The sequence below is a fragment of the Streptomyces sp. NPDC093221 genome (assembly GCF_044753885.1).
Taxonomy (GTDB): domain Bacteria; phylum Actinomycetota; class Actinomycetes; order Streptomycetales; family Streptomycetaceae; genus Actinacidiphila.
Map to the genome: position 1 here is coordinate 521919 of NZ_JBIVOA010000002.1, position 24657 is coordinate 546575.

The window sequence follows — 24657 nt, forward strand, 5'->3', positions numbered from 1 at the left end:
TGTACGGCCCGTGAGCGATATTCACGGGCCGTACAGCGTTTCCTGCATTGTGGGGGGAATCCTGGGGGCTCAGGGAGCCGATGTCACTTCCTGACAGGGGCGGGCGATCCGCAGGCACCGCCGCACCAGTTCATCGATGTCCGTGGCCGCGTCCTCGGCTGCCGGATGTACGGCGAGCCACCCGAGGTGGCGGCGCAGGAAGGCCGCGAGGGCCGGCACCGTCCGTAGGGGGAGACGGACGGTGCGGCCCTCGACAATCAGATCGGCCCAGGAGGCGAGTGTGCCTCGTATGGCGGCGCGCGCCTCGACAGCCGGCCCGTTCAGGGGGATGCCGGGCCGGGCAGTGCCGGTCAGTCGGTCGCCGGAGTTCGGCGCCGGTACGAGTGCCACCTCCAACTCGCCGTATACCCGGGGAAGCAAGGCGAGTTGCCGATCCAACCGCTCCTGGCAAGGAACGCACAGGGCAGGGTCCGTCTCGACACAAAGGTGTCCGCTACGGAAATCAATCTCCTGCACTGCCGCTGTCCCTTCCTCGCTTGGGGCGGTAAGAAGAGCGAACCAGGAACAGGGTGATCCGGACAATGTCCACGGACCGGCCGGATTCTGCCATGGCGCAATCGCGCATCTAAGCACGTGGCAAGGTCACGACGGAAGCTGTGCCTCAATCGCCCCAACGACCTCCGCAGCCTCGGGCTCGGTCCGCGGCCGAAAACGCCCGACGATTTCTCCCGAGGCGCTGACCAGGAACTTCTCGAAGTTCCAGGTGATGTCACCGGCTTCTCCGGCCGCGTCGGGCACATCGGTCAGCCTGGCGTAGAGCGGATGCCGGTTCGCGCCATTGACATCCGCCTTCTCCAGCAGCGGGAAGCTGACGCCGTAGGTCGTGGAGCAGAAGGTCTGGATCTCCTCGGCGGTGCCGGGCTCCTGTCCGCCGAACTGGTTGCACGGCACGCCGAGGACGGTGAAGCCGCGGTCGGCGTAGCGCTTCTGCAACCTCTCCAGGCCCTCGTACTGCGGGGTCAGGCCGCACTTGGAGGCGACGTTGACCACCAGGACGGCCTTGCCCGCGTGGGCGCCGAGGGTGGTGGGGTCGCCGTCGACGGTGTTCAGGGGGATGTCGTAGAGGCTTGCGGGGTTGCTCATGAGTGAATTCTCCTATCGGTCCGTGACCGTGATGCCCAGGGTCTGGGCGAGCGCGGGGGCGAGGTCGAGAAGCTGCGAGGAGCTGATGACGGCGCCGCGCAGCGACTCGTATCCGTCGGCGAGGTCGATGGTGACCGCGCCGCGCAGGTCGGCCTTCTTCAGCGTCGCGCGGCCGAGCCGGGCGCGCTCGATGCTGCTGCCGGGGAAGGTCACCCCGTTCAGCTTGGCCTCGCCGAAGTCGACGTCGCGCAGGACGCAGTCCTCGAAGGCCACGTCGTACAGGGCGGTGGCGCGCAGATTCACGGAGTCCAGTTTGCAGCGCCGGAAGGTGACCCGGCGCAGCACGGCTCCGAACGCCTCCACGCCCGCCAGCGAGCAGGCGGTGAGCGAGGAGTCCAGCCAGTCGCTCTCAGCGAGCGAGACGCCCGTGAAGCGGCTGCCGGTGGCCCACAGGTCGTTGATCCGGGACCGGCGCAGGGTGGTGTCCGTGAAGGTGCAGTCGGTGACCGCGCACTCCAGGAAGCGGGAGCCGTTGGCCGCCTCGTCCTCGAAGGCGAGGCGGTCGAAGTGGACGGTGTCGTAGTCCCCTTCGACGGCCAGCGGGCCGGTGTGAGGACGCAGCAGATCGGCGTACGGAAGGTCGGCGAGTTCGTCCGGGGGTGTCACTCGGCCAGCGTACGCGGCACCTCCGACAGCGCCCCGTGAGGCATCGGCGGCCCACCGGGAAGCCGACTTAAGGGACATACACCCCACCCCTTGCTAGGTTGCAGCCCATGAGCGCAACCAGCGCCGCGGCGGCGGACGCTCCCCCGGCCGCCCTGCGGATGCCCCGCCGCCGCGGTGTGGAGCTGTCGCTGATCGTCGCCGCGGTACTGATCTCGGTGTACGGCTACGCCGAGGTCGGCCTGGCCAGGAACGGCGCGGTGCCGCCCGACGCCGCGGCCTACGGGGCGGGCCTGGGCGTGCTCGCGCTCCTGGCCCACCTCGCGGTCCGGGCCCGCGCCCCCTACGCCGATCCGCTGCTGCTGCCGATCGCCGTGCTGCTCAACGGCTTCGGCCTGGTGCTGATCTACCGCCTCGACCTGGAGCCGGTGCTCGGCGGCCGGGCGGCGCCCACCCAGCTGATCTGGTCCACGCTCGGGGTGGCGCTGTTCATCGCGGTGGTGCTGGCGCTGCGCGACCACAGGACACCGGCCCGCTACGCGTACATCAGCGTGACCGCCGCGCTGCTGCTCATGGTGCTGCCGATCTTCTTCCCCGCGATCAACGGCGCGAAGATCTGGATCAGGGTCGCCGGATTCTCCTTCCAGCCGGGCGAGTTCGCCAAGGTGCTGCTCGCGGTCTTCTTCGCCGCCTACCTGTCGGCCAACCGCGCGGCGCTGGCGTACGCGGGCCGCCGGGTGTGGCGGCTGCAACTGCCCACCGGCCGCGTGCTGGGCCCGGTGGTGGCGATCTGGCTGCTCAGCGTCGGCGTCCTGGTGGTCGAGCGCGACCTGGGCACCTCGCTGCTCTTCTTCGGCCTGTTCGTGATCATGCTGTACGTGGCGACCGGGCGGACCGGCTGGATCGCCGTGGGGCTGCTGCTCGCCGGAGTGGGCGCGTGCGCGGTCGGCGCGCTGGAGCCGCACGTGCACAGCAGGGTGCAGGACTGGCTGCACCCCTTCGCGACCATCGACGCGGGCATCGGCCCCAACCAGATCTCGCAGTCGCTGTTCGCCTTCGCCAACGGCGGGGTGCTCGGCACCGGACTCGGCCAGGGCCACTCCGCGCTGATCGGCTTCGCCGCGAAGTCGGACTTCATCCTGGCCACCGCGGGCGAGGAGCTGGGCCTGTTCGGACTGACCGCGCTGCTCCTGCTGTACGCGCTGCTGGTGGCGCGCGGCTTCCGGGCCGGGCTCGCGCTGCGCGACCCCTTCGGGCGGCTGCTCGCGGTCGGCCTGGCCTCGATCCTGGCGCTCCAGGTCTTCGTGATCACCGGCGGGGTGATGGACCTGATTCCGATGACGGGCATGGCGATGCCGTTCCTCGCGCAGGGCGGCTCGTCGGTCGTGACCAACTGGATCATCGTGGCGCTGCTGATCCGGCTCAGCGACAGCGCCCGCCGCCCGGCGCCCGATCTGCCCGAGGGGCCGCCGGACCAGCTCACGCCGCTGGAGCGGACCCGGTGATCCGCTGTGTGCGGCACGCCGCCGCCTTCTGCTTCCTGCTGCTGGTCGCGCTGCTGCTCAACGCGGCGCGGGTGCAGGTCGTCAAGGCGTCCGCGTACGACGGCAACCCGGCCAACCGGCGGATCGCGATCACCCGTTACCACCAGCCGCGCGGCGACATCCTCGTCGGCGGCTCCCCGGTGACCGGATCACGCGACGCGGGCGGCCAGTTGAGGTACCAGCGGACGTACGCGGACGGGCCGCTGTACGCGCCGGTGACCGGCTTCGCCTCGCAGACGTACGGCACGACGCTGCTGGAGGGCACCGAGGACGGGGTGCTGTCGGGCACGGCCTCGCAGTTGGCGTCGGTGCCGCTGTGGAACGAGATCACCCGGGCGCGGCAGCGCGGCGGCGATGTGCACACCACGATCGACGCGGCGGCGCAGCGGGCGGCGTACAGCGGCCTCGCGGGCCGCAGGGGCGCGGTGGCCGCGGTGGATCCGGCGACCGGGCGGATTCTGGCGCTGGTGTCGTCGCCGTCCTACGACCCGGCGGCGCTGTCGGGCACCGGCGCGGCGGTGAACGACGCGTGGACGCGGATGACCACGGACACAAGTCAGCCGATGCTGGACCGGGCGATCCGGCAGACGTATCCGCCGGGTTCGACGTTCAAGGTCGTCACGGCCGCCGCCGCGCTCCAGAGCGGCAAGGTCACCGATCTGCTGGCGCCGACGCGCTCCCCCGATCCGTACCGGCTGCCGGGTTCGACGGCCACGCTCACCAACGAGGGCGGCGGCTGCGCCAACGCCAGCATGTACGACGCCTTCCGGGTGTCGTGCAACACCGTCTTCGCCAAGCTGGGCGCCGACGTGGGGCTGGCCGGGATGCGGGCGCAGGCGCAGGCGTTCGGCTTCAACGACACGCGGCTGCGGATTCCGCCGTCCGTCGCGAAGAGCAACTTCGACACGTGGATGAGCCCCGACCAGGTGGCGCTCTCCTCGATCGGGCAGTTCGACACGACCGCGACGCCGTTGCAGATGGCGATGGTGGCGGCGGCGGTCGGCAACGGCGGGGTGCTGATGGCGCCGTACCTGGTGGACTCGGTGACCAACCACAGCGGGGCGACGGTCTCCGCCGACGGGCCGCGGACGCTGCACCGGGCGATGAGCGAGGGCACCGCGCAGCAGCTCCAGCAGCTGATGGAGGCGGTGGTCACCGACGGCACCGGCACCAACGCGGCGATCCCCGGTGTCGTCGTCGGCGGCAAGACCGGCACCGCGCAGCACGGTGTGGACAACACCGGGACGCCGTACGCCTGGTTCATCTCCTACGCGAAGCCGCCGGGCGGTACGCAGGCGTCGGTGGCGGTGGCGGTGGTCGTCGAGGACGCGGAGGCGGTGCGGGCGGACATCTCCGGCGGCGGGAACGCGGCGCCCGTCGCGCGGGCGGTCATGCAGGCGGTGCTGAACGCGCGCTGACGTGCCGTCGGGGACAAGTACCGTGCGACGGCGGTCACTTCACCTTGGGGAAGCTGAAGGCGTAGCCCTGCCCCTTGAGCCAGGGCAGGATCTGCTCCAGCGCGTCCACGGTCTGCTCACGGTCGCCGCCGCCGTCGTGGAAGAGGATCGTCGGGCCGTTGCTCAGCTCGTACTTGATGGTCTGCACGATCGTGCCGACGCCGGGCTTGGTGTAGTCCTTGGTGTCGACGTTCCAGCCGAGCGGGCGCATGCCGTGCTGGGCGGCGAGCGCGCGACTGGCCGGGGTGAAGGCGCCGCCGGGGGCGCGGTAGTACTGCACGGGCGCGCCGCCCGAGGCTTCCTCGATCATGGCGTAGGCGTCCATGATCTCCTTCTGCTGGTACGCGAAGGGCTTGTGGTCCATCGACTCGTCGTGGGTCACGGTGTGGTCGCACAGCCGGTGTCCCGCGGCGACGACGGCGCGTACGAGATCGGGGTGGGCCTTGGCCTGCGGGCCGATCATGCAGAAGGTGGCGTGGACGCCGTGCTGCTTGAGGACGTCGAGCACCTTGGGCGTCCAGACCGGGTCGGGTCCGTCGTCGATGGTGATGTTGACGGCCTTGCCCGCGGCTTCCGGCGCGTGCACGATCGTGTCGGGCACCGCGGCCACGGTGGGTATGTGGCTGGTGGGCGTACTGGACGGGCCGGTCGAACCCGCGCCCGTACCGCCGCCGTCGCTCCCGTTGGCGCCGCCCTTGCCGCCGCCGTTCACCCCCCCGATGACGCCGGTGCCGTTGTTCGCCGACGCCTTGCCGTGCCCGTGTGCCAGGACCGCGGTGGCCACCGACGCGATCACCACCACCAGGACCGCCATCGTGATGGCCGCCGCCTGCGGCATCGTCCTCAGTCGCCCCACCGAGAATCGCCCTCCGGTCATCGTCTGTACCCGCCCGCCTCGTTGATTCCATCGACCCGGTCCGCGCCGTGTTCCACGCGCTGTCCGCACGGCCGGCCGTCCCCCCGGCTCCGCGACCGAATAGATGCTGCTGCCTCCGCGTCGGTTCCGCCATGGGCACGTCGGCGACACTGCCGTTACAGAACCCGGACGTCCGGCTAACTCCCTGGTGGCGACGTCAGCCCGGCGCACCGGCGCAACTGCTCGTACCGGTCGGTGATCCGCTGCCCCGCCGCGCCGGTCCGCGGCTGCGGTACGCCCGCGCCGTCGACGAGGGCGGGCGCGAAGACGGCGCGGGTGACCTTGCCGCGGCGGACGGTCAGTGTGGTGACGCCGGTCTCGTCGGAGTGCGGGTACGGCGAGGAGCCGTACCAGAGGAAGTTGCCGAACCCGTAGGCCACATAGGTCGGGCCGAGCATGCCGGAGCCGAGCATCACATGGGCGTGGGTGCCGACGACCGCGGTGGCCCCGGCCGCCGACAGGTCGGCCGCGATCGACTTCTGCTCGGGCCCCGGGCAGCTCTGGCCCTCGGTGCCCCAGTGCAGATAGACCACCACGACGTCGGCGTGCGCCTTGGCGTCCCTGACCGCCTTCAGCAGCCGGGGGCGGTCGAGCGCGGAGGCGATGCCGGGGGCGGTGGCGGTGGCCCGGAAGTTCTCGTTGGTGATGTCGTAGACCTGGCTGGCGGCGACGACCGCGAGGCGTACGCCGTTGACCGTCTCGGTGTACGGGCGGTACGCCTCCGCCGCGTCGGCGCCGATGCCGACCACGGGGACCGGCGCGGCGCGCTTGGCCGCGAGGCTGTCGGCCAGGCCCTGGGCGCCGTAGTCCACGGCGTGGTTGTTGGCCATGGTGACGGCGTCGACGCCGGACCGCTGGAGCGCGGCGAGCGCGTCGGGGCCGGTCCTGAAGTGGTACTTCTTCGGCTGCGGGGTGCCGCGCGTGGTGATCGCGGACTCCAGGTTGACCATCGAGAAGTCGGCGGCGGCCAGCGCCGTCGACATCGGTCCGAGCGCCGGGTCGATGCCGAGCCGGTTCGCCGTCCGCTCGGTGAAGTGCACGTCCCCGGCGAAGGCGAGGGTGACGGTGCCGACGGGCTCGGCCGGGCGCGCGGCGGCGGCCGCCGGCGGCGTCGAGGAGGGCGCGGCGCCGCCGGTCGCGGCGGTGCGCGAGTCCGGTGCGGGTCCGGCCTCGGTGGAGCCGCCGCGGCCGTAGGCCACGTACAGGGAACCGGCGGCGACGAGCAGCAGCGCCGTACCGCCGACGACGGTGTTTCTGCGTCGGCGGCGTGCTCTGGCCCGGCGGGTCTCGCGCCGCGATTCCGGTCCGGCTCCCTCGTTCATCGGACAAGCGTACGATCCGCTCGCCGTAGGTCAGTGCGGGGCCGCCCCCTGCGCGATGGCGTCGGTGACCTCGGCCACGCGGGCCTGCTCCTCGGCGGCGAAGCGTTCCGCGTCGAGTTTCTCCGCGATCTCCTCGTCCTCGTCCATGAGCTGGTCGAGGTTGGAGTCACCGAGGTCGAAGACGCCCATGTCGAGGTACGCCTTCTGGAGCCGGGGTCCCCACAGGCCGATGTCCTTCACGCACGGCACGATGCGGCTGAAGAGCAGCTTGCGGAACAGGTGCAGGAATTCGGAGCGTTCGGTCATCTCGGCGGCCTCGGCGGTGGGGATGCCGAAGTTCTCCAGGACTTCGAGGCCGCGCAGCCGGTCGCGCATCAGGTAGCAGCCCTCGATGACGAAGTCCTCGCGCTCGCGCAGTTCGGCGTCGGTGAGCTGCTTGTAGTAGTCGCGCAGCGCCATCCGTCCGAAGGCGACGTGCCGGGCCTCGTCCTGCATGACGTAGGCCAGGATCTGCTTGGGCAGCGGCTTGGTGGTGGTGTCGCGGATCATGCCGAAGGCGGCGAGCGCCAGGCCCTCGATGAGCACCTGCATGCCGAGGTAGGGCATGTCCCAGCGCGCGTCGCGCAGGGTGTCGCCGAGCAGCGCCTGGAGGTTGTCGTTGATCGGGTAGACCATCCCGACCTTGTCCTGGAGGAAGCGGCCGTAGATCTCGGCGTGCCGGGCCTCGTCCATGGTCTGGGTGGCGGAGTAGAACTTCGCGTCGAGGTCGGGGACGGACTCCACGATCCGGGCGGCGCAGATCATCGCGCCCTGCTCGCCGTGGAGGAACTGGCTGAACTGCCAGGAGGTGTAGTGCTGCCGCAGCAGCCCGCGGTCGCGGGCGTTCATCGCGTCCCAGTAGCGGCTGCCGTAGATGGACATGGCCTCGTCGGGGGTGCCGAGCGGGTCGTACGGGTCGACCTCCAGGTCCCAGGCGATGCGCTTGGCCGCGTCCCACTGCTTGTCCTTGCCCTTCTGGTAGAGGGCGAGCAGGCGTTCGCGGCCGTCGCCGTACTCCCAGGAGAAGCGGGCGGCGCCCTGGGCCGGGACCTGCCAGATCCACTCGGTGGGCGGTTGCGTGTACAGGGCTTCCGTCGACATCGGCGGCTCCATTCCACGTGCGCGGGGTCTTGACGGGCTTGTTGACACAGAGTCTCATAAGAGTCGTACCGCAGGTAACCCTCATGCGCCGGAGGCCACTTCACGATGGACACCAGCCTGATCGACCGCGAGAAGACCGCGGAGCGGCTGCTGGCCGCGTCCGCCAAGCACTCGTTCGACCCGGACACCGAGCTGGACTGGGACGCGCCCTTCGAGGAAGGCAAGTGGTTCTGGCCGCCGGAGCTGGTGTCGCTGTACGACACCCCGCTGTGGCAGCGGATGTCGCAGGAGCAGCGCGTCGAGCTGAGCCGCCACGAGGCGGCGTCGCTGTGCTCGATCGGCGTCTGGTTCGAGACGATCCTCATGCAGCTCCTGCTGCGGCACACCTACGACCTGGACCCGACCAGCAACCATGTGCGGTACGCGCTGACGGAGATCGCCGACGAGTGCCGGCACTCGAAGATGTTCGCGCGGGCCGTGACGAAGATGGGCACGCCCACCTACCGCCCCAGCAGGCTCGACCACAATCTCGGCCGGCTGATCAAGACGGTGTCCACCACGCCCGGCGCCTTCACCGGCACGCTGCTGGCCGAGGAGATCCTGGACTGGATGCAGCGGCTGACCTTCCCCGACGACCGCGTGCAGCCCTTCGTCCAGGGTGTGACCCGGATTCACGTGGTCGAGGAGGCCCGGCACATCCGCTACGCCCGCGAGGAGCTGCGCCGCCAGATGGTGACGGCGCCGCGCTGGGAGGTCGAATTCACCCGGCTGACCTCCGCGCAGGCCGCCAGGACCATCGCCCGTTCGCTGATCAGCCCGCAGGTCTACGCGTCGGTGGGCCTCGACCCCGTCCGGGCGGCCGAGGCGGCCCGCACCAGCCCGCACCGCCGCGAGGTGATGCGGCAGTCGGCGAAGCGGCTGATGGACTTCCTGGACGAGATCGGGCTGATCAAGGGCCCGAGCCGCAAGCTGTGGCGCTCGTCCGGACTGCTCGGCTGACCCGGCCGCGCCCGCGGACCCGGACACCCGTGCGAAGCCCCGCGCCCGGGCCGACCCGTTCACGTGTGCGGGCGGATAGTCTGCTGGACATGACCAGCAGCGCGGCGCCCGCATACCGCCGGATGAGCGTCGAGCAGCGCCGTACGCAGTTGCTGGCCGCCGCCGTCGACCTGTTCGGCCACCGGCGGCCGGAGGACGTGTCGGTCGACGACGTCGCGGCGGCGGCCGGGGTCTCCCGGCCGCTGGTCTACCGCTACTTCCCCGGCGGCAAGCAGCAGTTGTACGAGGCCGCGGTGCACGACGCGGCGCAGGAGCTGATCGGCCGCTTCGGCGTCCCCTCGCAGGGGCCGCCGACCGAACGGCTCGCGGACGCGCTGGACCGCTACCTGGCGTATGTGGACGAGCACGACGCGGCGTACGGGGCGCTGCTGCGCGGCGGCAGCGTCGCCGAGACCAGCCGTACGGACGCGATCGTGGACGACGTACGGCGCAGGGCCGCGGAGCAGGTGCTGCACCACCTCGGGGTGACGGCGCCGGGGCCGCGGCTGGCGATGATGGTCAGGTCGTGGATCGCCTGCGTGGAGGCGATATCGCTGATCTGGCTGGACGAGGGCAAGCAGCCGCCGGTCGCGGAGCTGCGGGCGTGGCTGGTGGACCACTTCATCGGGCTGCTGCTGGTGACCGCGACGACCGACCCGGAGGCCGCGGAGGCCGCCGCCCGCGCGCTGGCGCTGGAGACCCCGAGCAGCCCGGCCGGCGGGCTGGCGCGGCGGCTCGCGCCGATCGCGGACGCGGTCGCACATCTGCTCCCCGACCCCTCCTGACCCCGACCGGGGAACCCCGCGCCGCCCGCCGTGCCATCCTGAGCGGGTGAGACACGAGGACACGGAATTCGTCGGGGGCCCGCTGGACGGGCGGGTGCTCGGCGTGCTCGCCGGGATGACCGGGCAGCCGCCGCGCGTCTACACCGTGCCCGTACCCACGCCCGAGGGCGGTCCGCCGGTGGTGCACGTCTACCACCGCGAGCCCAGCCCCGGCCCGCGCGGCTCCCGCCGTACCCGCTGGGTCTTCGTGTACGACCCGGAGGGCAACCGCCCGGACGGCCCCAAGTGGCCCTGGCGCAAAGGCGCCTGACGCCCCGCCGGACGGGCCCGCGCGGCCACGCGGGACATCGCGTCGGACCGGGCCGCGCGGCGCGCGGCGCAAAGGCGGCCGAACCGGACGGTTCCACAGGTCAAAGGGCCGGGTATTGGTCCGGACCATTGACACGCATTGGTCTGGACCTGTTTGCTGCGCGGTGACATGCGCCGTCCTCACCGAAGGAGCATCCCCCCATGCTCTCCACCGCACCGCGCAACAGACGCAGAACCTTCATCGCCGCCTCCGCCACCCTCGCGGGCGCCGTCGCGCTCGGCGGGCTCGTGGCGCTCGCCCCGTCCGCCAGCGCGGGCGAGTTCCTGACCAACGGCGGCTTCGAGACCGGCGGCCTGTCCGGCTGGAGCTGCGACGCGGGCACCGCCGCCGTCGTCAGCGGCCAGGCGCACAGCGGCACTTACGCCCTCCAGGGCACCCCGAGCGCGAGCGGCACCGCGCAGTGCAAGCAGAACGTGTCCGTCGCGCCGAACACCACGTACACCCTGACCGCCCAGGTCAAGGGCGCGTACGTCTACCTCGGCGTGGACGGCGGCACCAGTACGTGGACGCCCGGCACGGGCAGCGGCTACGCGGCGCTGAGCGTGTCCTTCACCACCGGTGCGAGCCAGACCAGCGCGGCGGTCTACGTGCACGGCTGGTACGGCCAGCCCGCGTACCTCGCCGACGACGTCTCGCTCCAGGGCCCCGGCAGCGGCACGACCACGCCGCCCACGACCCCGCCGACCACGCCGCCCACGACTCCGCCCACGACGCCCCCGACCACTCCCCCCACCACCCCGCCGACGACGCCTCCCACGACGCCGCCGACCACTCCCCCGACCTCGCCCCCGCCCTCCGGCGGACTGCCCACCCACGCGCTGGTCGGCTATCTGCACGAGACGTTCGCCAACGGCTCCGGCTACACCAAGCTGGCGGACGTGCCGGACAGTTGGAACATCATCGACCTGGCGTTCGGCGAGACCAGCTCGCCGACCTCGGGCAGCATCCACTTCACCCGCTGCTCGGCCAGCGAGTGCCCGGGAGTGGAGTCCGACGCGGACTTCAAGGCCGCGATCAAGGCCAAGCAGGCCAAGGGCAAGAAGGTGCTGCTGTCCATCGGCGGCGCGAACGGCGAGGTGCAGCTCACCACGACGGCCGCCCGCGACGCCTTCGTCTCCTCGGTGAGCGGCATCATCGACACCTGGGGCCTGAACGGCATCGACATCGACTTCGAGGGCCACTCGCTGTCCCTGAACACCGGTGACACCGACTTCAAGAACCCGACCACCCCGGTGATCGTCAACCTGATCTCGGCTCTGAAGACGCTCAAGGCCAAGTACGGCAGCGGCTTCGTGCTGACGATGGCGCCCGAGACGTTCTTCGTCCAGATGGGCTACCAGTACTACGGCTCGGGCCCGTGGGGCGGCCAGGACCCGCGCTGCGGCGCGTACCTGCCGGTGATCTACGCGATGCGCAACGACCTGACGCTGCTGCACGTCCAGGACTACAACTCCGGCTCGATCATGGGCCTGGACAACCAGTACCACTCCATGGGCGGCGCGGACTTCCACATCGCGATGACCGACATGCTCCTCACCGGCTTCCCGGTGGCGGGCAACACCGCCAACATGTTCCCGGCGCTCGCCCCCTCGCAGGTCGCGATCGGCCTGCCCGCCTCCGTCAACGCGGGCAACGGCTACACCGCCCCGGCCGCCGTCGACCAGGCGCTCGACTGCCTGACCAAGAAGACCAACTGCGGCGGCTACACCACCCACGGCACCTGGCCCGCGCTGCGCGGCCTGATGACGTGGTCGGTGAACTGGGACAAGTTCAGCAACTGGGAGTTCCAGAAGAACTTCACCAGCTACTTCGGCTGAACCGCCCGCAGATCCCCCCGCCGATCCGTCGGCGGCCTTCGACCGAGCCGGTGACGGCTCCTGAAACGCGTACGGCCCGGCCGCCGAGGGCGGTGACCGGGCCGTACGCTTTTTATGTCCGGAAGGTGATCGCACGGCGAAGATCACCTGTGAGAGTGACCGGGTTGCGCGGAATCGCCTATTCCCTCTGTCGAACATATGACAATTCGTGGCAGGATGCGGATCGCGTAGCGTGTTACCGACCGGTTACGGGAGATGAGGGGTAGTCAGTGGCCCGAGGTACCAGGAGGTGGCTGCGTTCGGCCGCGGTCTGCGGCACTCTGCTCGCCGCCGCGGCACTCGCCCTGCCGGCCCAGCAAGCGGCGGCGCGACCCTACGACCCACCGCCCGCGGCGGAGGTCTCGCTGCCCGATCTGCTGACCAGGCTCCAGACCCTCTACGCGCAGACGGAGACGGCGACCGAGTCGTTCAACAAGGCCAAGGAGACCGCCGACCGGCAGCGCGCCCAGGCCGACCAGGTCGACGCACAACTCGCCGACCAGCGGGTCTCGGTCGCGGACAAGCGCGACGAGGTGGGTCTGATGGCCCGCCAGATGTACAAGGACGGCAGCGTGTCGCCGTACCTGTCAATGCTGACCGGCCAGACCCCGCAGGACTTCTTCGGGCAGCGGCACGTCCTGGACCGGGCCGCCGACCACCAGCAGGACGTGCTGGCCGAGCTGACCAGCGGCGAGCAGCGGCTGAACGAGCTGAACACCCAGGCGCAGCAGGCGCTGGACAAGGCGCAGTCCGCGCTGGCCGTCCAGCAGGCGCAGAAGAACACGGTGGAAAAGCGCCTCCAGGAGGTCGAGTCGATACTGGCCGGGCTCACCGGCGTGCAGATCAGCGAATTGCAGTCGCTGGAGGAAAAGGGCGTCAATAAGGCGCAGCAGGAGTTCCTCGACTCCAAGGCGCTGGGTTCCGACGCCGACAGCCGCCTGCCGTCCGACGCGGGGAAGCGGGCCATCAGCTACGCCTTCATGCAGCTCGGCAAGCCGTATGTGTGGGGCGCGCAGGGTCCGGACTCCTTCGACTGCTCGGGGCTGACCTCGCAGGCGTGGTCGCACGCCGGGGTGACCATCCCGCGCACCAGCCAGGAGCAGTGGGCGCGGCTCCCGCACGTGCCGCTCGAACTGCTGCGCCCCGGCGACCTGGTGATCTACTTCTCCGGCGCCACCCATGTGGCGATCTACATCGGCGACGGCCTGGTGGTCCAGGCGCCGCGCCCCGGCTCGGTGGTGAAGGTCTCGCCGATCGCCGCCAACCCGATACTGGGCGCCGTCCGCCCCGACCTCGGCAGCGCCCCGGCCGGGGACTACACCCTGCCGAAGATCCCCAAGCAGGCCGAGCAGCCGACGCCGTTCAGCCCGCAGGTGACGCCCCCGGCGCCCAAGCCCAGGACCTCCGGCGGGTCGACCGGCACCGCGCCGGCCACGCCGCCGCCGCACTCCACGGGTCCCGTCACCCGGCCGACCCCGGGCGAGAGCACGCCGCCGCCGAGGATCACCCCGACGCCGACGCCCTCGGACACCCCGTCCGGCGGCCCGACGCCCACGCCCTCCGCCACCGCGAGCGGGGGCGCGAGCTAGGGCCTGTCCGGCGGCTCGTGGGAGCCGGGTCCGACGCCTAGGCGGAGGGCCCGGCGCCCGCCGCGGCCTGCGCCTCGGCGAGATACGCCCCGGCGCGCTCCGGGTCGAAGAACCACTCCTCGTAGTCGGCCGGGTCGTCGAAGCCGTTGGCGAAGCGGTCGGCGACCGGCTGGAGCCCGCCCGCCGCGCCGATCAGGCCGAGGACGTGCTCCGGCGGCGGCGAGAGCATCGCGTTGGTCCACTTGGTGACCGGCGCCGCGTGGTTCCAGTAGCGGTCGAAGGCGCTCTGCATCCACGCGCGGTCGAAGGGCAGCTCGCCGCGCTCGACGATGCTCGCCAGGTACGAGGCCGCGCACTTGGCGGCGTTGTTGGAACCCTGGCCGGTGATCGGGTCGTTGGCCACCACGACGTCCGCGACGCCCAGAACCAGCCCGCCCGAGGGCAGTTCACCGACCGGCTCGCGCACGGTCGGCGCGTACCGCCCGGCGAGCGTGCCGCCCGCGTCGGTCAGCTCGACCGAGCCCGCCCGGTCGTACTCCCACGGCGTGAAGCGGCGCATCAGGTCAAGTGTGAGGCGGAGCTGCTCCGCGGGGTCCTTGACGCCCTGGAAGACGTCGACCGGGCCGCCGGGCACGCCCTCCCAGAAGAGTATGTCGGCCGGGCCCGAGGTGGTCAGCGTCGGCATCACGAACAACTCGCCGACGCCCGGCACCAGATTGCAGCGCACCGCGAAGAAGTCGGGGTGCTCGGGGCGCGGCCCGAGTCCGTGCACATACGACACCGCGAGCGCCCGCTGGGGGGCGTCGTAGGGCGAACGGGCGGCGTCCCGGCGGAACATGGAGACGATCTCGCCCTTGCCCGCGGCCACCAGCACCAGGTCGTAGGCGCGGGAGAAGTAGTCCAGATCCGATACGGCCACACCGTGGATGACGAGCTTGCCGCCGCGCTCGGCGAAGGTCTCCATCCAGCCGGCCATCTTCACCCGCTGGTCGACGGACTGCGCGTGACCGCGCAGCCTGCCCACCCAGTCGATCGGCCGTGAGGCGTCGGGCGCGGAGACGGAGACACCCACTCCCTCGATGCGCGGCGCCTGGTCCTCCCAGAAGTTCAGCCCGAGGTCGCGTTCGTGCTGGAGCGCGGTGGCGAACATGCACTGGGTGGACATCACCCGGCCGCCGCGTATCTCGTCGGCGGTCCGGTTGGACATCACGGTGACGTCATAGCCCTGGGACTGGAGGCCCAGGGCGAGTTGGAGCCCGGCCTGCCCGGCTCCGACGATGAGTATCTTGCGCACAACGGCTCGCTTCAGGTCGATGGACTTCGTAAGGCGGCGGCAACCGCGGCCACTACATGGGCTGTTCGGACAGCGCGTGCCCGACCAGCGCCAGCAGCGCCTCCACCACTGAATACCGCTTGCGAGCGTCGATCACCAATACGGGGATGTGGGCGGGTACGGCCAGTGCCTCACGGACGTCGTCCGGGGTGTACTGCGCCGTGCCCTCGAACTGGTTGACGGCGACCGTGTAGGGCAGACCGGTGCCCTCGAAGTAGTCCAACGCCGGGAAGCAGTCGGCCAGTCGGCGGGTGTCGGCGAGCACGACCGCGCCTATCGCGCCGCGCACGAGGTCGTCCCACATGAACCAGAAGCGCTGCTGTCCCGGCGTGCCGAAGACGTACAGCACCAGGTCCTGGTCCAGGGTGATCCGGCCGAAGTCCATGGCCACCGTGGTGGTGGTCTTGTCGGGAGTGGCGGCGAGGTCGTCGACGGCCTCGCTGGCCTGGGTCATCACCGCCTCGGTGGTGAGCGGTGCGATCTCGGAGACGGCGCCGACGAAGGTGGTCTTGCCCACGCCGAAGCCGCCCGCCACCACGATCTTCGTGGAGACCGGCGCCCTGCCGCGTTCCTTCTGCCACTCTTGCAGGCCGTCCTGCTGGTCAGAGCCTGCGAAGTCCACTGAGCACCCTTTCGAGCAGCGCGCGGTCGGGGCTGCCGGGCCCGTGCCCGGTTCCGTACACGCGGATCCTTCCCTGGTCCGCCAGGTCACTGATCAGGACACGGACGACGCCGAGCGGCATCCGCAGGAGTGCGGAGATCTCGGCCACCGACCGCATTCTGCGGCACAGTTCGACGATCGCCCGCAGCTCGGGCATCACGCGCTCGGCCCAGTCGCCCCTGGTGAGGGCGAGTTGTTCGCCCGGACCGTCAACGGTGGCCACGAACGTCTCGACCATGAGCACATGGCCGAACCGCGTGCGACCGCCGGTCAAAGCGTACGGGCGTACGCGCGCGGTGCGCCGGTCGGCTCCGCGTTGGGGCAGCGACGGCATCAGCGGGCACTCTCCAGGGCGTGGCGCAGCTCACTGCGCAGTGCGGGGGTCAGGACGTGTCCGGCCCGTCCGACGAACAGGGCCATGTGGTAGGCGATGACGCTCATGTCGCAGTCGGCGCCCGCGTGCACGCCCAGCAGCGAGCCGTCGCTGATCGACATGACGAACAACGCGCCGTCGCTCATCGCGACGGTGGTCTGCCGGACCTTGCCGCCGTCCATCAGCTTCGCCGCGCCGACGGTGAGGGAGGCCAGGCCCGACACGACGGCGGCGAGGTCGCCGCGGTCCCCCGCGGGGTTCTTCCGCGGGGCGGGGACCGCCGGGTCCTCGTCGGCCGGCGGCGCGGGGGGCGGCGACGCGTCGGCCTCGGCGTGCGAGGTGATCAGCAGCAGACCGTCGGAGGAGACCACGGCGACCGAGCGGACGCCGTGCACCTCCTCGACGAAGCTCTGCAACAGCCACTGGAGATTGCGCGCCTCATGACTCAAGTCCTTCGTTTGCGTGCCGACCGCGTTCAACGGGTCGCCTCCTCAACGGTTTCGGCTGGGCCTGCGTCCCCCTGGTCGTCCCCTCGCACGTCCGTGGTCGTGACCGCGGTGCCCTCCACCGCTCCCGGTCCCGCTCCGGCTCCCTGCTCCGGTATCACCACTCCTGCCCCGGCGACCGGTCCTGATCCGCTGGTGATCTCCTCCTCGACGTCCCGCCGTCCGGCCTGCAATCCCCTTTGCAGACCGCCCAGTTTGCGCCGCAGCGCCTCGGCGTCGACCGGTCCCCCGCGCTGTGGCTCGCGCGTCGCGGGCTCTCCGGTCAGACCGGTGCTGCGCGGGGTCCGCTGCGGCAGGCCCTTGCCGGTGAGGCTGCCGCCGACGGGCGCGGCAGGCGTGTCGGCTGCGGACACCCTACGGTGCCTGGGCCGGGAGGCGCCCTGTCCTGGCGCGGTCCCGCCGTCGGGAGCCGGGCGGGTGTGCTCGGTCTGGCGCGGTACGGCCGGGTCGGCGGCGGGCGCGGGCGCCCGGCCGAACTCCGGTGCGGCGGTGGCGGTTTCGGCGGCCGGTTCCGGGGCTGACGGGGCGTCGGCCCCGGCGCCGGCCGGCGTCGTGGCCGCGGGCATCGGCTCGCCCGCCAGCGCGGCCTCCACCGGCGTGGCGGGCTGCTCGTCGGGCTGCGCGGCCGGAAGCAGGACCCGCGGCAGCACGACGACGGCGGCGGTGCCGCCGAGCTTCTGCGGGCGCAACTGCACCCGGACGCCGTGCCGGTGGGCGAGCCGGGAGACCACGTACAGGCCCATGCCGGAGACCGTGCCGGGCGGGGCCGGGTCGGGGTCGGCGAGTACCGCGTTGAGCTCGCCGAGGCGTTCCGGCGGTACGCCGATGCCCGCGTCCTCGACCGACAGCATGACCTCGCCGCTCTCCAGCAGCCAGCCGGACAGGTGCACTTCGGCGTGCGGGGCGGAGAAGGAGGTGGCGTTGTCGAGGAGTTCGGCCAGCAGGTGGCTGATGTCGTCGGCGGCGCGGCCCGCGATCCGGGCGACGGCGAGCACCTGGATGCGTACCCGGTCGTACCGCTCGATCTCGGAGATCGCGGCGCGTGCCACGTCGACCAGCGGGACCGGGCGGGCGGCGGCGCCGTGGCTGTGCTCGGTGCCGGTGAGGACCAGCAGGTTCTCGCTGTTGCGCCGCATGCGGGTGGCGAGGTGGTCCAGCTTGAACAGGGTCTCCAGCCGGTCCGGCTCCTGCTCCTGGTCCTCCAGGCCCTCGATCAGGGTGAGTTGACGCTCGACCAGGCCGAGGGTGCGCAGGCTGAGGTTGACGTAGGTGAGCTGCGCGGCGCCCTGCGTGGTGGCGGCGGCGAGCTGCCGGGTCAGCTCGTCCTGGCGGCGCAGCAGCGTGTCCCGCTCGGCGGAGAGCGCCCCGTGCACGCCGAGCGCGCGGATGCGGTCGGCGGCCAGGTCGGCGGAGCGCGAGCGCAGCGCCTGGGCCTCCTGCGTCAGCGCGTTGGCCCGGCGGGCGACGGCGGCGAATTCGTCGGTGCCGGTCACCTCGGCGCCCTGGCCGCTCTCGGCGTCGGCGCGGGACCAGCGGTGCAGCGCGGCCAGCGGGCGGGTGAGGCTGCGGAAGACGGTGACGAGGACGCCCACCACGAGCAGCAGGCAGAGCGCGGCGAGCGCGGCCCGCAGCTCCAGCGCGGTGACGTCGTCGTCGCGGTCGTGGGCGGCGGCGCGGGCCTCGTCGGTGGCGGCGGACGCCTCGACCGTACGCATCAGGCCGATCCTGGCGGTCAGCGCCGCGTTGACCGGTTTCGCGCCCAGCGCCCGGTCGGAGCGGGTGAGTTGCCCGCCGTCGAGGAGCTGGGCGAGGTCGCGGTCGGCCTGCGCGGTGTCGGCGCCGGTGACGGTCTGGTCGTACTGGCCGCGCAGGTCGGCGGGGGCCGTGGCGCGGAATTCGGCGAGCGCGGCCTGTTCCTGGACGTGGGCGACCTGGGCCGCGGCGGTCAGCTCCGGCTGGGTGCCGCCCGCGGTGAGCGCGGCGACCAGCAGGCCGCGCTGGACGGCGGCGGCGGTGACGGCGCGGGTCAGCGGCGCGGTGACCGGGCCCGCGGTCCTGCCGAGGGCGTCGAGCAGCGGCTGGTAGGCGCTGATGACGCTCTGCGGGCCGCCGTCGCCGCCGAGGGCGCCCTGCCGGACGCGGGGCAGCGCGGCGAGCGCGGTCCGCAGGCCGGCGGGGGCGTCGGCGGCGACGTCCTGGACCTGGCGGTCGACGCGGGAGCGGCTGTCCTCCGGCAGGCCGTCGCCGTTGGCCGCGTCACGGCCGTCGGCGGCGAAGGCGGCGAGGTCGTCGCGCTCGTCGGCGAGGGAGTGGGCGAGCACGGTGGCGCGGGTGGTGAGCTGGGCCGCGTCCGCCCGGTCCTGGGCCCGCGACAGGTCGCGGACCGCGAGGGCGACGCCTGGAGCGGCGGCGGCCAGGACGGTCACGGCGCAGACGAGCAGGGCGGCGAGCAGACGCTGCCGGACCCTCCGCTCTCGCGGTTGACGTCGTTCACGCAACTTCGGTGCTCGCAATCACGTATCGCCGGCGGGCCCGGGAGTGTCCCCGGGGAATATGCAGAAGTCCCTCCGACCCTTGCAGCCCCGCCCGGAGAGGTGCCACGCGTCGCTCCCCCGGACACTCGAACGAGTGAATCGCAACGAGGAGTTGACCGACAAGTCCGGCGTGCGCGGGGACACTTCGCCCGGCGTGGACGGCACTGGCGCGGTGCTGCGACCTTTGGCAGGATGCCCGCGCGCATAGGCCCGTGCGCCCCGGTCCGTACCAATGGGGCCGTCCGCGGGGGGCGCGGTTTCGAACGCCGGGCCGCCGCGCGGGGTGCCGGGGAGCCGCCGTCCGGCCACCGCCGGGACACCCGCGGGCCGCCGTCCGTACCCGCGGGTCCCGCACACTGGTCCCATGCGCATCGAGACGGCCACCGCGCCCGGCACCCCCGACCGTCCGAACGAGGACTTCGTCTCCGTGGCCCTGCCCGCTTCCGGGCAGGGCGGCGCCGTGGTCCTGCTGGACGGGGTGACGCCGCCGCCGGACAACGGAGATTGCGTGCACTCGGTGCCGTGGTTCACCGCCCGGCTCGGCGGCGCGTTGCTCGAACTGTCCGTTTCCCGGCCGGAGATGACGCTTCCCGACGCTCTGTCCGCCGCGATCGGCAGGACGGCCGCGGCACACCGTGACACCTGTGATCTTTCTCACCCGCTCACCCCGCAGGCCACGGTGGTCGCCGTCCGCTGGGACGAGGAGTACGTCGAGCACCTGGTGCTGTCGGACTCGGCGCTGCTGCTGGAGTCGCCGGACGGCGAGGTGACCGCGGTGCTGGACGACCGGATCGACCGGCTGCGCGCCGCGGGCGTACGGGTCGGGCCGCTGCGCAATCTGGAGGGCGGTTTCTTCACCGCCGCCGCCGATCCCGCCGTCGTCTCGCGGGCCGTCACCGGCCGCACCCCGCGCTCCCGGGTCCGCGCGCTGGCCGCGCTCACCGACGGCGCCGCCCGTACCGTCGAGGTGTTCGGCGACGACGCCTGGCCCGATGTCCTCACCCTGCTCCGCAAGGCGGGCCCCGAGGCCCTGATCGCCCGCGTGCGCGCCCGCGAGGCCGCCGAGGAGTCCCCCGGCGGAAAGCGCCACGACGACGCGACAGCGGTCCTGGTGGAGCTGTAGCCGCGCGGGGGCGCGCTACTCCTCGTTGTTCAGGCGCTGGAGCAGGCGGGCCAGCTCCGCGACGTCCGTGCGGTCCCAGGCCATGAGCTGGCGCAGGTAGCGCTCGCGGCGGGCGGTGCGGACGCGGGAGAAGCGCTCGCGGCCCTCGGCGGTCAGGCGCATCAGGAAGGCGCGGCCGTCGGCGGGGTCGGGCTCGCGGGTGACCAGGCCCAGTTCCTCCATGGCCCGCAACTGGCGGCTCATGGTGGCCTTTCCGACCCCGAAGTACGCCGCGAGTTCGGTGGCGCGCTCGGGTTCCGTCTCCTCCAGCCGGACCAGCAGGCCGTACGCGGCGGGTTCCAGTTCCGGGTGGACGGCGCGGGCGAGGTCGCCCGAGGTGGCGCGGGCGCGCCGGAACAGCACGGTCAGTTCGCGCTCCAGCGCGTCCATGTCGCTGTCGTCGGATCCGGCCGCTTCCGCCGCCTGTCTCGCCTCGTTCACACCGTTCCCGCTTTCAACGCCTGAAAGTTTCCTTCACTCACGGTTGTTTCCGCAGCACGTCAAGTATTTCGCAGGAGTAGACCATCGGCGGTTTCCTGACCCCCTTTCACGCCCGGAGTCGCGCCTCTACCTTCAAATCTGTCATGGCCACTGCAAGGCCATGCCGAGTCCCCACCATGGAGGCACGAATGTCCCACGGAGATCTCTCCGTCGTGCACGGCCCCGGCTCGGTCCGGAAGAGGCTCGGCCTGCTGGCCGGTCTGTTCGTCACCATGCTCGCGATGGTGTTCGTCCTGCCCGGCTCCGCCAGCGCGGCGAGCGGCACGGGGCACCTCACGCACCCCGAACTCGACTGGATGGGCTCCACCATCAAGGCGCACGAGGGCTCCAGCGCCTCCTCGTCGTCGTCCGCCGGGACCGTCACCCCGATGGCGACGCAGACGCTCGGCATGGACGTCTCCGGCTACCAGGGGAACGTCAACTGGGCCACCGCGTGGGCGAACGGCGGCAAGTTCGCCTACGTCAAGGCGACCGAGAGCACGTCGTACACCAACCCGTACTTCACGCAGCAGTACAACGGGTCGTACAACGTGGGCATGATCCGCGGCTCGTACCACTTCGCCACCCCCGACACCTCCGGCGGCGCCGCGCAGGCCGACTACTTCATCGCCCACGGCGGCGGCTGGTCCGGCGACGGCAAGACGCTGCCGGGCGCGCTGGACATCGAGTACAACCCCTACGGCGCGACCTGCTACGGCCTGAGCCAGGCCAGCATGGTGAGCTGGATCCACGCCTTCGCCAACCAGTACCACGCGCGCGAGGGTGTCTACCCGGTCATCTACACCACCTTCGACTGGTGGAACACCTGCACCGGGAACAACAGCGGCTTCGCCACCACCAGCCCGATCTGGATCGCGAAGTACACCAGCACGGTCGGCACCCTGCCCGCGGGCTACGGCTTCTACACCTTCTGGCAGTACGGCGACGCCGGCACCTTCCCCGGTGACCAGGACCGCTTCAACGGAGACCTGTCCCGTCTCCAGGCCCTCGCCCTGGGCTAGTCACCTCGCGGCGGCTCCCGCACGCACGAGTTCCCCGCACCCTCGTCCCAAGGGTGCGGGGAACTCGCGTGTTCAGGGCCGGACCGCGGTCTTCACGGCCGGACCGCGGTCTTCGACCGGACCCGCGGCCGGAGGCCGTCAGGCGGCCAGCGGCACCTCCGCCTCGGCGGCCTCGGCGGAGGCCGACTCCAGCGCCAGCGCCAGGACTTGGCGGACGTCGCTGACCGGGTGGACGTCGAGGGCCGACAGGATCTCGGCCGGGACGTCGTCCAGGTCCGCCTCGTTCCGCTTCGGGATGACGATGGTCGTGATCCCGGCGCGGTGCGCGGCGAGCAGCTTCTGCTTGACGCCGCCGATCGGCAGCACCCGTCCGGTCAGGGACACTTCGCCGGTCATGGCGACGTCGGTACGGACCCGGCGCCCGCTGAGCAGCGACGCCAGCGCGGTGGTCATGGTGACACCGGCGCTCGGCCCGTCCTTCGGCACCGCGCCCGCGGGCACGTGCAGGTGGACGCCGCGCTCCTTGAGGTCGCCGACCGGCAGTTCCAGCTCCGCGCCGTGCGACCGCAGGAAGGACAGCGCGATCTGCGCCGACTCCTTCATGACGTCGCCCAGTTGGCCGGTGAGCTGGAGTCCCGATCCGCCGGTCTCCGGGTCGGCCAGCGACGCCTCGATGTAGAGGACGTCACCGCCCGCGCCGGTCACCGCGAGCCCGGTGGCCACGCCCGGCACCGCCGTGCGCCGCTCCTCCGGGTCCTGCGCGGACTCCGGTACGTGATGCGGCCGTCCGATCAGCGCCCGCAGGTCGTCGGGGCGGACGGTGAACGGCAGTTCCTGGTCGCCCAGTTCGTGCCGCGCCGCGATCTTGCGCAATATCCGGGCGACGGTGCGCTCCAGATTGCGGACGCCCGCCTCGCGGGTGTACTCGCCCGCCAGCCTGCGCAGCGTCTCCTCCTCCAGCGCCACCTCGTCCTCGGCCAGGCCCGCCCGCTCCAACTGGCGCGGGAGCAGGTGGTCGCGGGCGATGACGACCTTCTCGTCCTCGGTGTAGCCGTCGAGCCTGACCAGCTCCATCCGGTCGAGCAGCGGCTCGGGGATGGTCTCCAGGACGTTGGCGGTGGCCAGGAACACCACGTCGGACAGGTCGAGTTCGACCTCCAGGTAGTGGTCCCTGAACGTGTGGTTCTGCGCCGGGTCGAGGACTTCGAGCAGCGCCGCCGCCGGGTCGCCCCGGTAGTCGGAGCCGACCTTGTCGATCTCGTCGAGCAGCACCACCGGGTTCATCGACCCGGCCTCCTTGATGGCCCGCACGATCCGGCCGGGCAGCGCGCCGACGTACGTACGCCGGTGGCCGCGGATCTCCGCCTCGTCGCGGACGCCGCCCAGCGACACCCGGACGAAGGTACGGCCCATGGCGCGCGCGACGGATTCGCCGAGGGAGGTCTTGCCGACTCCGGGCGGCCCGACCAGGGCCAGCACCGCGCCGCCCGCCCGCCGCCCGCCGCCGCTCTTGCCGGAAGCAGCGTCCGTCTGGCCGCCGACGACACCGAGGCCGCGGTCCGCGCGCCGCTTGCGCACGGCCAGGTACTCGGTGATGCGTTCCTTGACGTCGTCCAGGCCCGAGTGGTCGGCGTCCAGCACCGCGCGGGCGCCCGGGACGTCGTAGGTGTCCTCGGTCGTGGTGTTCCACGGCAGTTCCAGGACGGTGTCCAGCCAGGTGCGGATCCAGGAGCCCTCGGGGGAGGCGTCCGAGGAGCGCTCCAGCTTCTCGACCTCCTTCAGGGCGGCCTCGCGGACCTTCTCCGGCAGTTCGGCGGCCTCGACGCGGGCGCGGTAGTCCTCGCTCTCGTTCTCCGGGTCTCCGTTCAGCTCCGCCAGTTCCTTGCGGACCGCTTCGAGCTGCTGGCGCAGCAGGAACTCGCGCTGCTGCTTCTCCATGCCCTCCTGCACGTCCTTGCGCAGGCTCTCGGCCACGTCCTGCTCGGCGAGGTGGTCGCGCAGCCACTGGACGGCCAGCTTGAGCCGGGCCATCGGGTCGAGGGTCTCCAGCAGCTCCACGCGCTGCTCGGTGGTGAGGTAAGGGGAGTAGCCGGAATTGTCGGCGAGCTGGGACAGGTCGTCGATCTGCTGGACCCGGTCCACCACCTGCCAGGCGCCGCGCTTGCGCAGCCAGCTCGTGGCCAGCGCCTTGTACTCCTTCATCAGCTCGGCGACCGTGCCGGGCGACTCCGCGGGCGCCGGTTCCTCCACCGGCGTGCCCTCCACCCACAAAGCGGCGCCGGGCCCGGTCGTACCGGCCCCGATCCGCACGCGTGAGCGGCCCCGGATCACGGCGCCGGGGTCGCCGTCGGACAGCCGGCCGACCTGCTCGACGGTGCCGAGCACCCCGATCCCCGCGTAGGTCCCGTCCACGCGGGGAACGAGCAGCACCTTCGGCTTGTTGTCGCCGCTGTCACCGGCGAGGCCGCCGGTTCCGGCGGCGGCGTGCGCGGCTTCCACCGCGGCCCGCGCCTCCGTGTCCGACAGGTCGACCGGCACGACCATGCCGGGCAGGACGACCTCGTCGGACAGGGGCAGCACGGGCAGAGTGAGCGTTGTGGGCGTCGAAGCCATGATCTCCCCTTCGGCAATCAAGTTGAGCTATGTCGACTCAATGCGTGGGGCACTTCGAATGTTCCCCGGGGCGCGTTCGCTCTCAGCGATCCCCGGCCTCGGCGGTCCTGACCTGCGCGATCCAACTCCCGGCGATCCCCGACCCCGGCG

22 protein-coding genes are annotated in these 24657 nt (G+C 71.9%); 9 read left to right on the forward strand and 13 right to left on the reverse strand.

The features are described from left to right. Positions 1 to 69 precede the first annotated feature (69 nt). The 3 genes from ACIQCJ_RS08260 to ACIQCJ_RS08270 all read right to left on the reverse strand — a co-directional run bounded on the left by ACIQCJ_RS08260 (position 70) and on the right by ACIQCJ_RS08270 (position 1809). A complete protein-coding gene (locus ACIQCJ_RS08260; protein WP_402711015.1) occupies positions 70 to 516 on the reverse strand; it encodes a hypothetical protein in 447 nt (148 codons plus the stop codon). Positions 517 to 642: 126 nt separating this feature from the next. Next, entirely contained in the window at positions 643 to 1143 is a 501-nt protein-coding gene (locus tag ACIQCJ_RS08265) for a glutathione peroxidase (RefSeq protein ID WP_402711016.1), read from the reverse strand. Positions 1144 to 1155: 12 nt separating this feature from the next. Beyond that, positions 1156 to 1809 (reverse strand): pentapeptide repeat-containing protein, encoded by a 654-nt coding sequence (locus ACIQCJ_RS08270; RefSeq protein ID WP_402711017.1) that lies wholly within the window; start codon positions 1807 to 1809, stop codon positions 1156 to 1158. 107 nt (positions 1810 to 1916) lie between these two features. Here ACIQCJ_RS08270 and ACIQCJ_RS08275 point away from each other — a divergent pair, with 107 nt between their 5' ends. Both ACIQCJ_RS08275 and ACIQCJ_RS08280 read left to right on the forward strand, forming a co-directional pair. Beyond that, a complete protein-coding gene (locus tag ACIQCJ_RS08275; RefSeq protein ID WP_402711018.1) occupies positions 1917 to 3311 on the forward strand; it encodes an FtsW/RodA/SpoVE family cell cycle protein in 1395 nt (464 codons plus the stop codon). Further along, positions 3308 to 4768 carry a peptidoglycan D,D-transpeptidase FtsI family protein gene (locus ACIQCJ_RS08280; RefSeq protein WP_402711019.1) on the forward strand — a complete coding sequence of 487 codons (1461 nt, stop codon included), beginning with the start codon at positions 3308 to 3310 and terminating at the stop codon, positions 4766 to 4768. The genes ACIQCJ_RS08275 and ACIQCJ_RS08280 overlap by 4 nt, the downstream gene beginning before the upstream one ends. A gap of 34 nt (positions 4769 to 4802) precedes the next feature. On the opposite strand, the gene ACIQCJ_RS08285 is transcribed toward ACIQCJ_RS08280, so the two are convergent. The 3 genes from ACIQCJ_RS08285 to ACIQCJ_RS08295 all read right to left on the reverse strand — a co-directional run bounded on the left by ACIQCJ_RS08285 (position 4803) and on the right by ACIQCJ_RS08295 (position 8185). After that, the gene (locus tag ACIQCJ_RS08285; RefSeq protein WP_402711020.1) at positions 4803 to 5684 is read right to left on the reverse strand and encodes a polysaccharide deacetylase family protein; all 882 of its coding nucleotides are present in this window, start codon (positions 5682 to 5684) and stop codon (positions 4803 to 4805) included. 176 nt (positions 5685 to 5860) lie between these two features. Beyond that, positions 5861 to 7045 carry a CapA family protein gene (locus ACIQCJ_RS08290; protein WP_402711021.1) on the reverse strand — a complete coding sequence of 395 codons (1185 nt, stop codon included), beginning with the start codon at positions 7043 to 7045 and terminating at the stop codon, positions 5861 to 5863. A gap of 30 nt (positions 7046 to 7075) precedes the next feature. Beyond that, the gene (locus ACIQCJ_RS08295; RefSeq protein WP_355344403.1) at positions 7076 to 8185 is read right to left on the reverse strand and encodes a ferritin-like domain-containing protein; all 1110 of its coding nucleotides are present in this window, start codon (positions 8183 to 8185) and stop codon (positions 7076 to 7078) included. Between the two features lie 105 nt (positions 8186 to 8290). Here ACIQCJ_RS08295 and ACIQCJ_RS08300 point away from each other — a divergent pair, with 105 nt between their 5' ends. From ACIQCJ_RS08300 to ACIQCJ_RS08320, 5 genes are all read left to right on the forward strand, one after another. Further along, positions 8291 to 9184 (forward strand): diiron oxygenase, encoded by an 894-nt coding sequence (locus ACIQCJ_RS08300; protein ID WP_402711022.1) that lies wholly within the window; start codon positions 8291 to 8293, stop codon positions 9182 to 9184. An 89-nt stretch (positions 9185 to 9273) separates the two neighbouring features. Beyond that, positions 9274 to 10008 (forward strand): TetR/AcrR family transcriptional regulator, encoded by a 735-nt coding sequence (locus ACIQCJ_RS08305; RefSeq protein WP_355344409.1) that lies wholly within the window; start codon positions 9274 to 9276, stop codon positions 10006 to 10008. A 46-nt stretch (positions 10009 to 10054) separates the two neighbouring features. Further along, on the forward strand, positions 10055 to 10318 hold the full coding sequence (locus ACIQCJ_RS08310; RefSeq protein ID WP_355344412.1) for a hypothetical protein: 264 nt from the start codon (positions 10055 to 10057) through the stop codon (positions 10316 to 10318). A 200-nt stretch (positions 10319 to 10518) separates the two neighbouring features. Further along, positions 10519 to 12195: a carbohydrate binding domain-containing protein gene (locus ACIQCJ_RS08315; RefSeq protein WP_355344415.1), complete on the forward strand. Its 1677-nt coding sequence runs from the start codon at positions 10519 to 10521 to the stop codon at positions 12193 to 12195. 269 nt (positions 12196 to 12464) lie between these two features. Then, a complete protein-coding gene (locus ACIQCJ_RS08320; RefSeq protein WP_355344418.1) occupies positions 12465 to 13823 on the forward strand; it encodes an NlpC/P60 family protein in 1359 nt (452 codons plus the stop codon). Between the two features lie 37 nt (positions 13824 to 13860). Here the strand turns inward: ACIQCJ_RS08320 and ACIQCJ_RS08325 are convergent, their stop codons facing one another. From ACIQCJ_RS08325 to ACIQCJ_RS08345, 5 genes are read right to left on the reverse strand one after another with little or no spacing between them, the layout of a single operon-like run. Beyond that, a complete protein-coding gene (locus ACIQCJ_RS08325) occupies positions 13861 to 15117 on the reverse strand; it encodes a styrene monooxygenase/indole monooxygenase family protein (protein ID WP_402711023.1) in 1257 nt (418 codons plus the stop codon). A 52-nt stretch (positions 15118 to 15169) separates the two neighbouring features. After that, positions 15170 to 15778, reverse strand: a complete 609-nt coding sequence (locus ACIQCJ_RS08330) for an ATP/GTP-binding protein (protein ID WP_355344424.1) — start codon at positions 15776 to 15778, stop codon at positions 15170 to 15172. Continuing rightward, complete coding sequence (locus ACIQCJ_RS08335; RefSeq protein WP_188281760.1) at positions 15759 to 16151, reverse strand: DUF742 domain-containing protein; 393 nt, start codon at positions 16149 to 16151, stop codon at positions 15759 to 15761. The genes ACIQCJ_RS08330 and ACIQCJ_RS08335 overlap by 20 nt, the downstream gene beginning before the upstream one ends. Then, positions 16151 to 16639 (reverse strand): roadblock/LC7 domain-containing protein, encoded by a 489-nt coding sequence (locus ACIQCJ_RS08340; protein ID WP_355344428.1) that lies wholly within the window; start codon positions 16637 to 16639, stop codon positions 16151 to 16153. The genes ACIQCJ_RS08335 and ACIQCJ_RS08340 overlap by 1 nt, the downstream gene beginning before the upstream one ends. A gap of 26 nt (positions 16640 to 16665) precedes the next feature. Continuing rightward, positions 16666 to 19194: a nitrate- and nitrite sensing domain-containing protein gene (locus tag ACIQCJ_RS08345; RefSeq protein WP_402711024.1), complete on the reverse strand. Its 2529-nt coding sequence runs from the start codon at positions 19192 to 19194 to the stop codon at positions 16666 to 16668. Between the two features lie 400 nt (positions 19195 to 19594). On the opposite strand from ACIQCJ_RS08345, the gene ACIQCJ_RS08350 reads away from it, so the two are divergent. Next, positions 19595 to 20353: a hypothetical protein gene (locus tag ACIQCJ_RS08350; RefSeq protein ID WP_402711025.1), complete on the forward strand. Its 759-nt coding sequence runs from the start codon at positions 19595 to 19597 to the stop codon at positions 20351 to 20353. 15 nt (positions 20354 to 20368) lie between these two features. On the opposite strand, the gene ACIQCJ_RS08355 is transcribed toward ACIQCJ_RS08350, so the two are convergent. Then, positions 20369 to 20782 carry a MarR family transcriptional regulator gene (locus tag ACIQCJ_RS08355; protein ID WP_355344462.1) on the reverse strand — a complete coding sequence of 138 codons (414 nt, stop codon included), beginning with the start codon at positions 20780 to 20782 and terminating at the stop codon, positions 20369 to 20371. Positions 20783 to 21021: 239 nt separating this feature from the next. Between ACIQCJ_RS08355 and ACIQCJ_RS08360 the strand changes: the two genes are divergently transcribed. Then, positions 21022 to 21894, forward strand: a complete 873-nt coding sequence (locus ACIQCJ_RS08360; RefSeq protein ID WP_355344437.1) for a lysozyme — start codon at positions 21022 to 21024, stop codon at positions 21892 to 21894. A gap of 138 nt (positions 21895 to 22032) precedes the next feature. Here the strand turns inward: ACIQCJ_RS08360 and lon are convergent, their stop codons facing one another. Beyond that, positions 22033 to 24507, reverse strand: a complete 2475-nt coding sequence (gene lon / locus ACIQCJ_RS08365) for an endopeptidase La (protein WP_402711026.1) — start codon at positions 24505 to 24507, stop codon at positions 22033 to 22035. Positions 24508 to 24657: the final 150 nt, after the last annotated feature.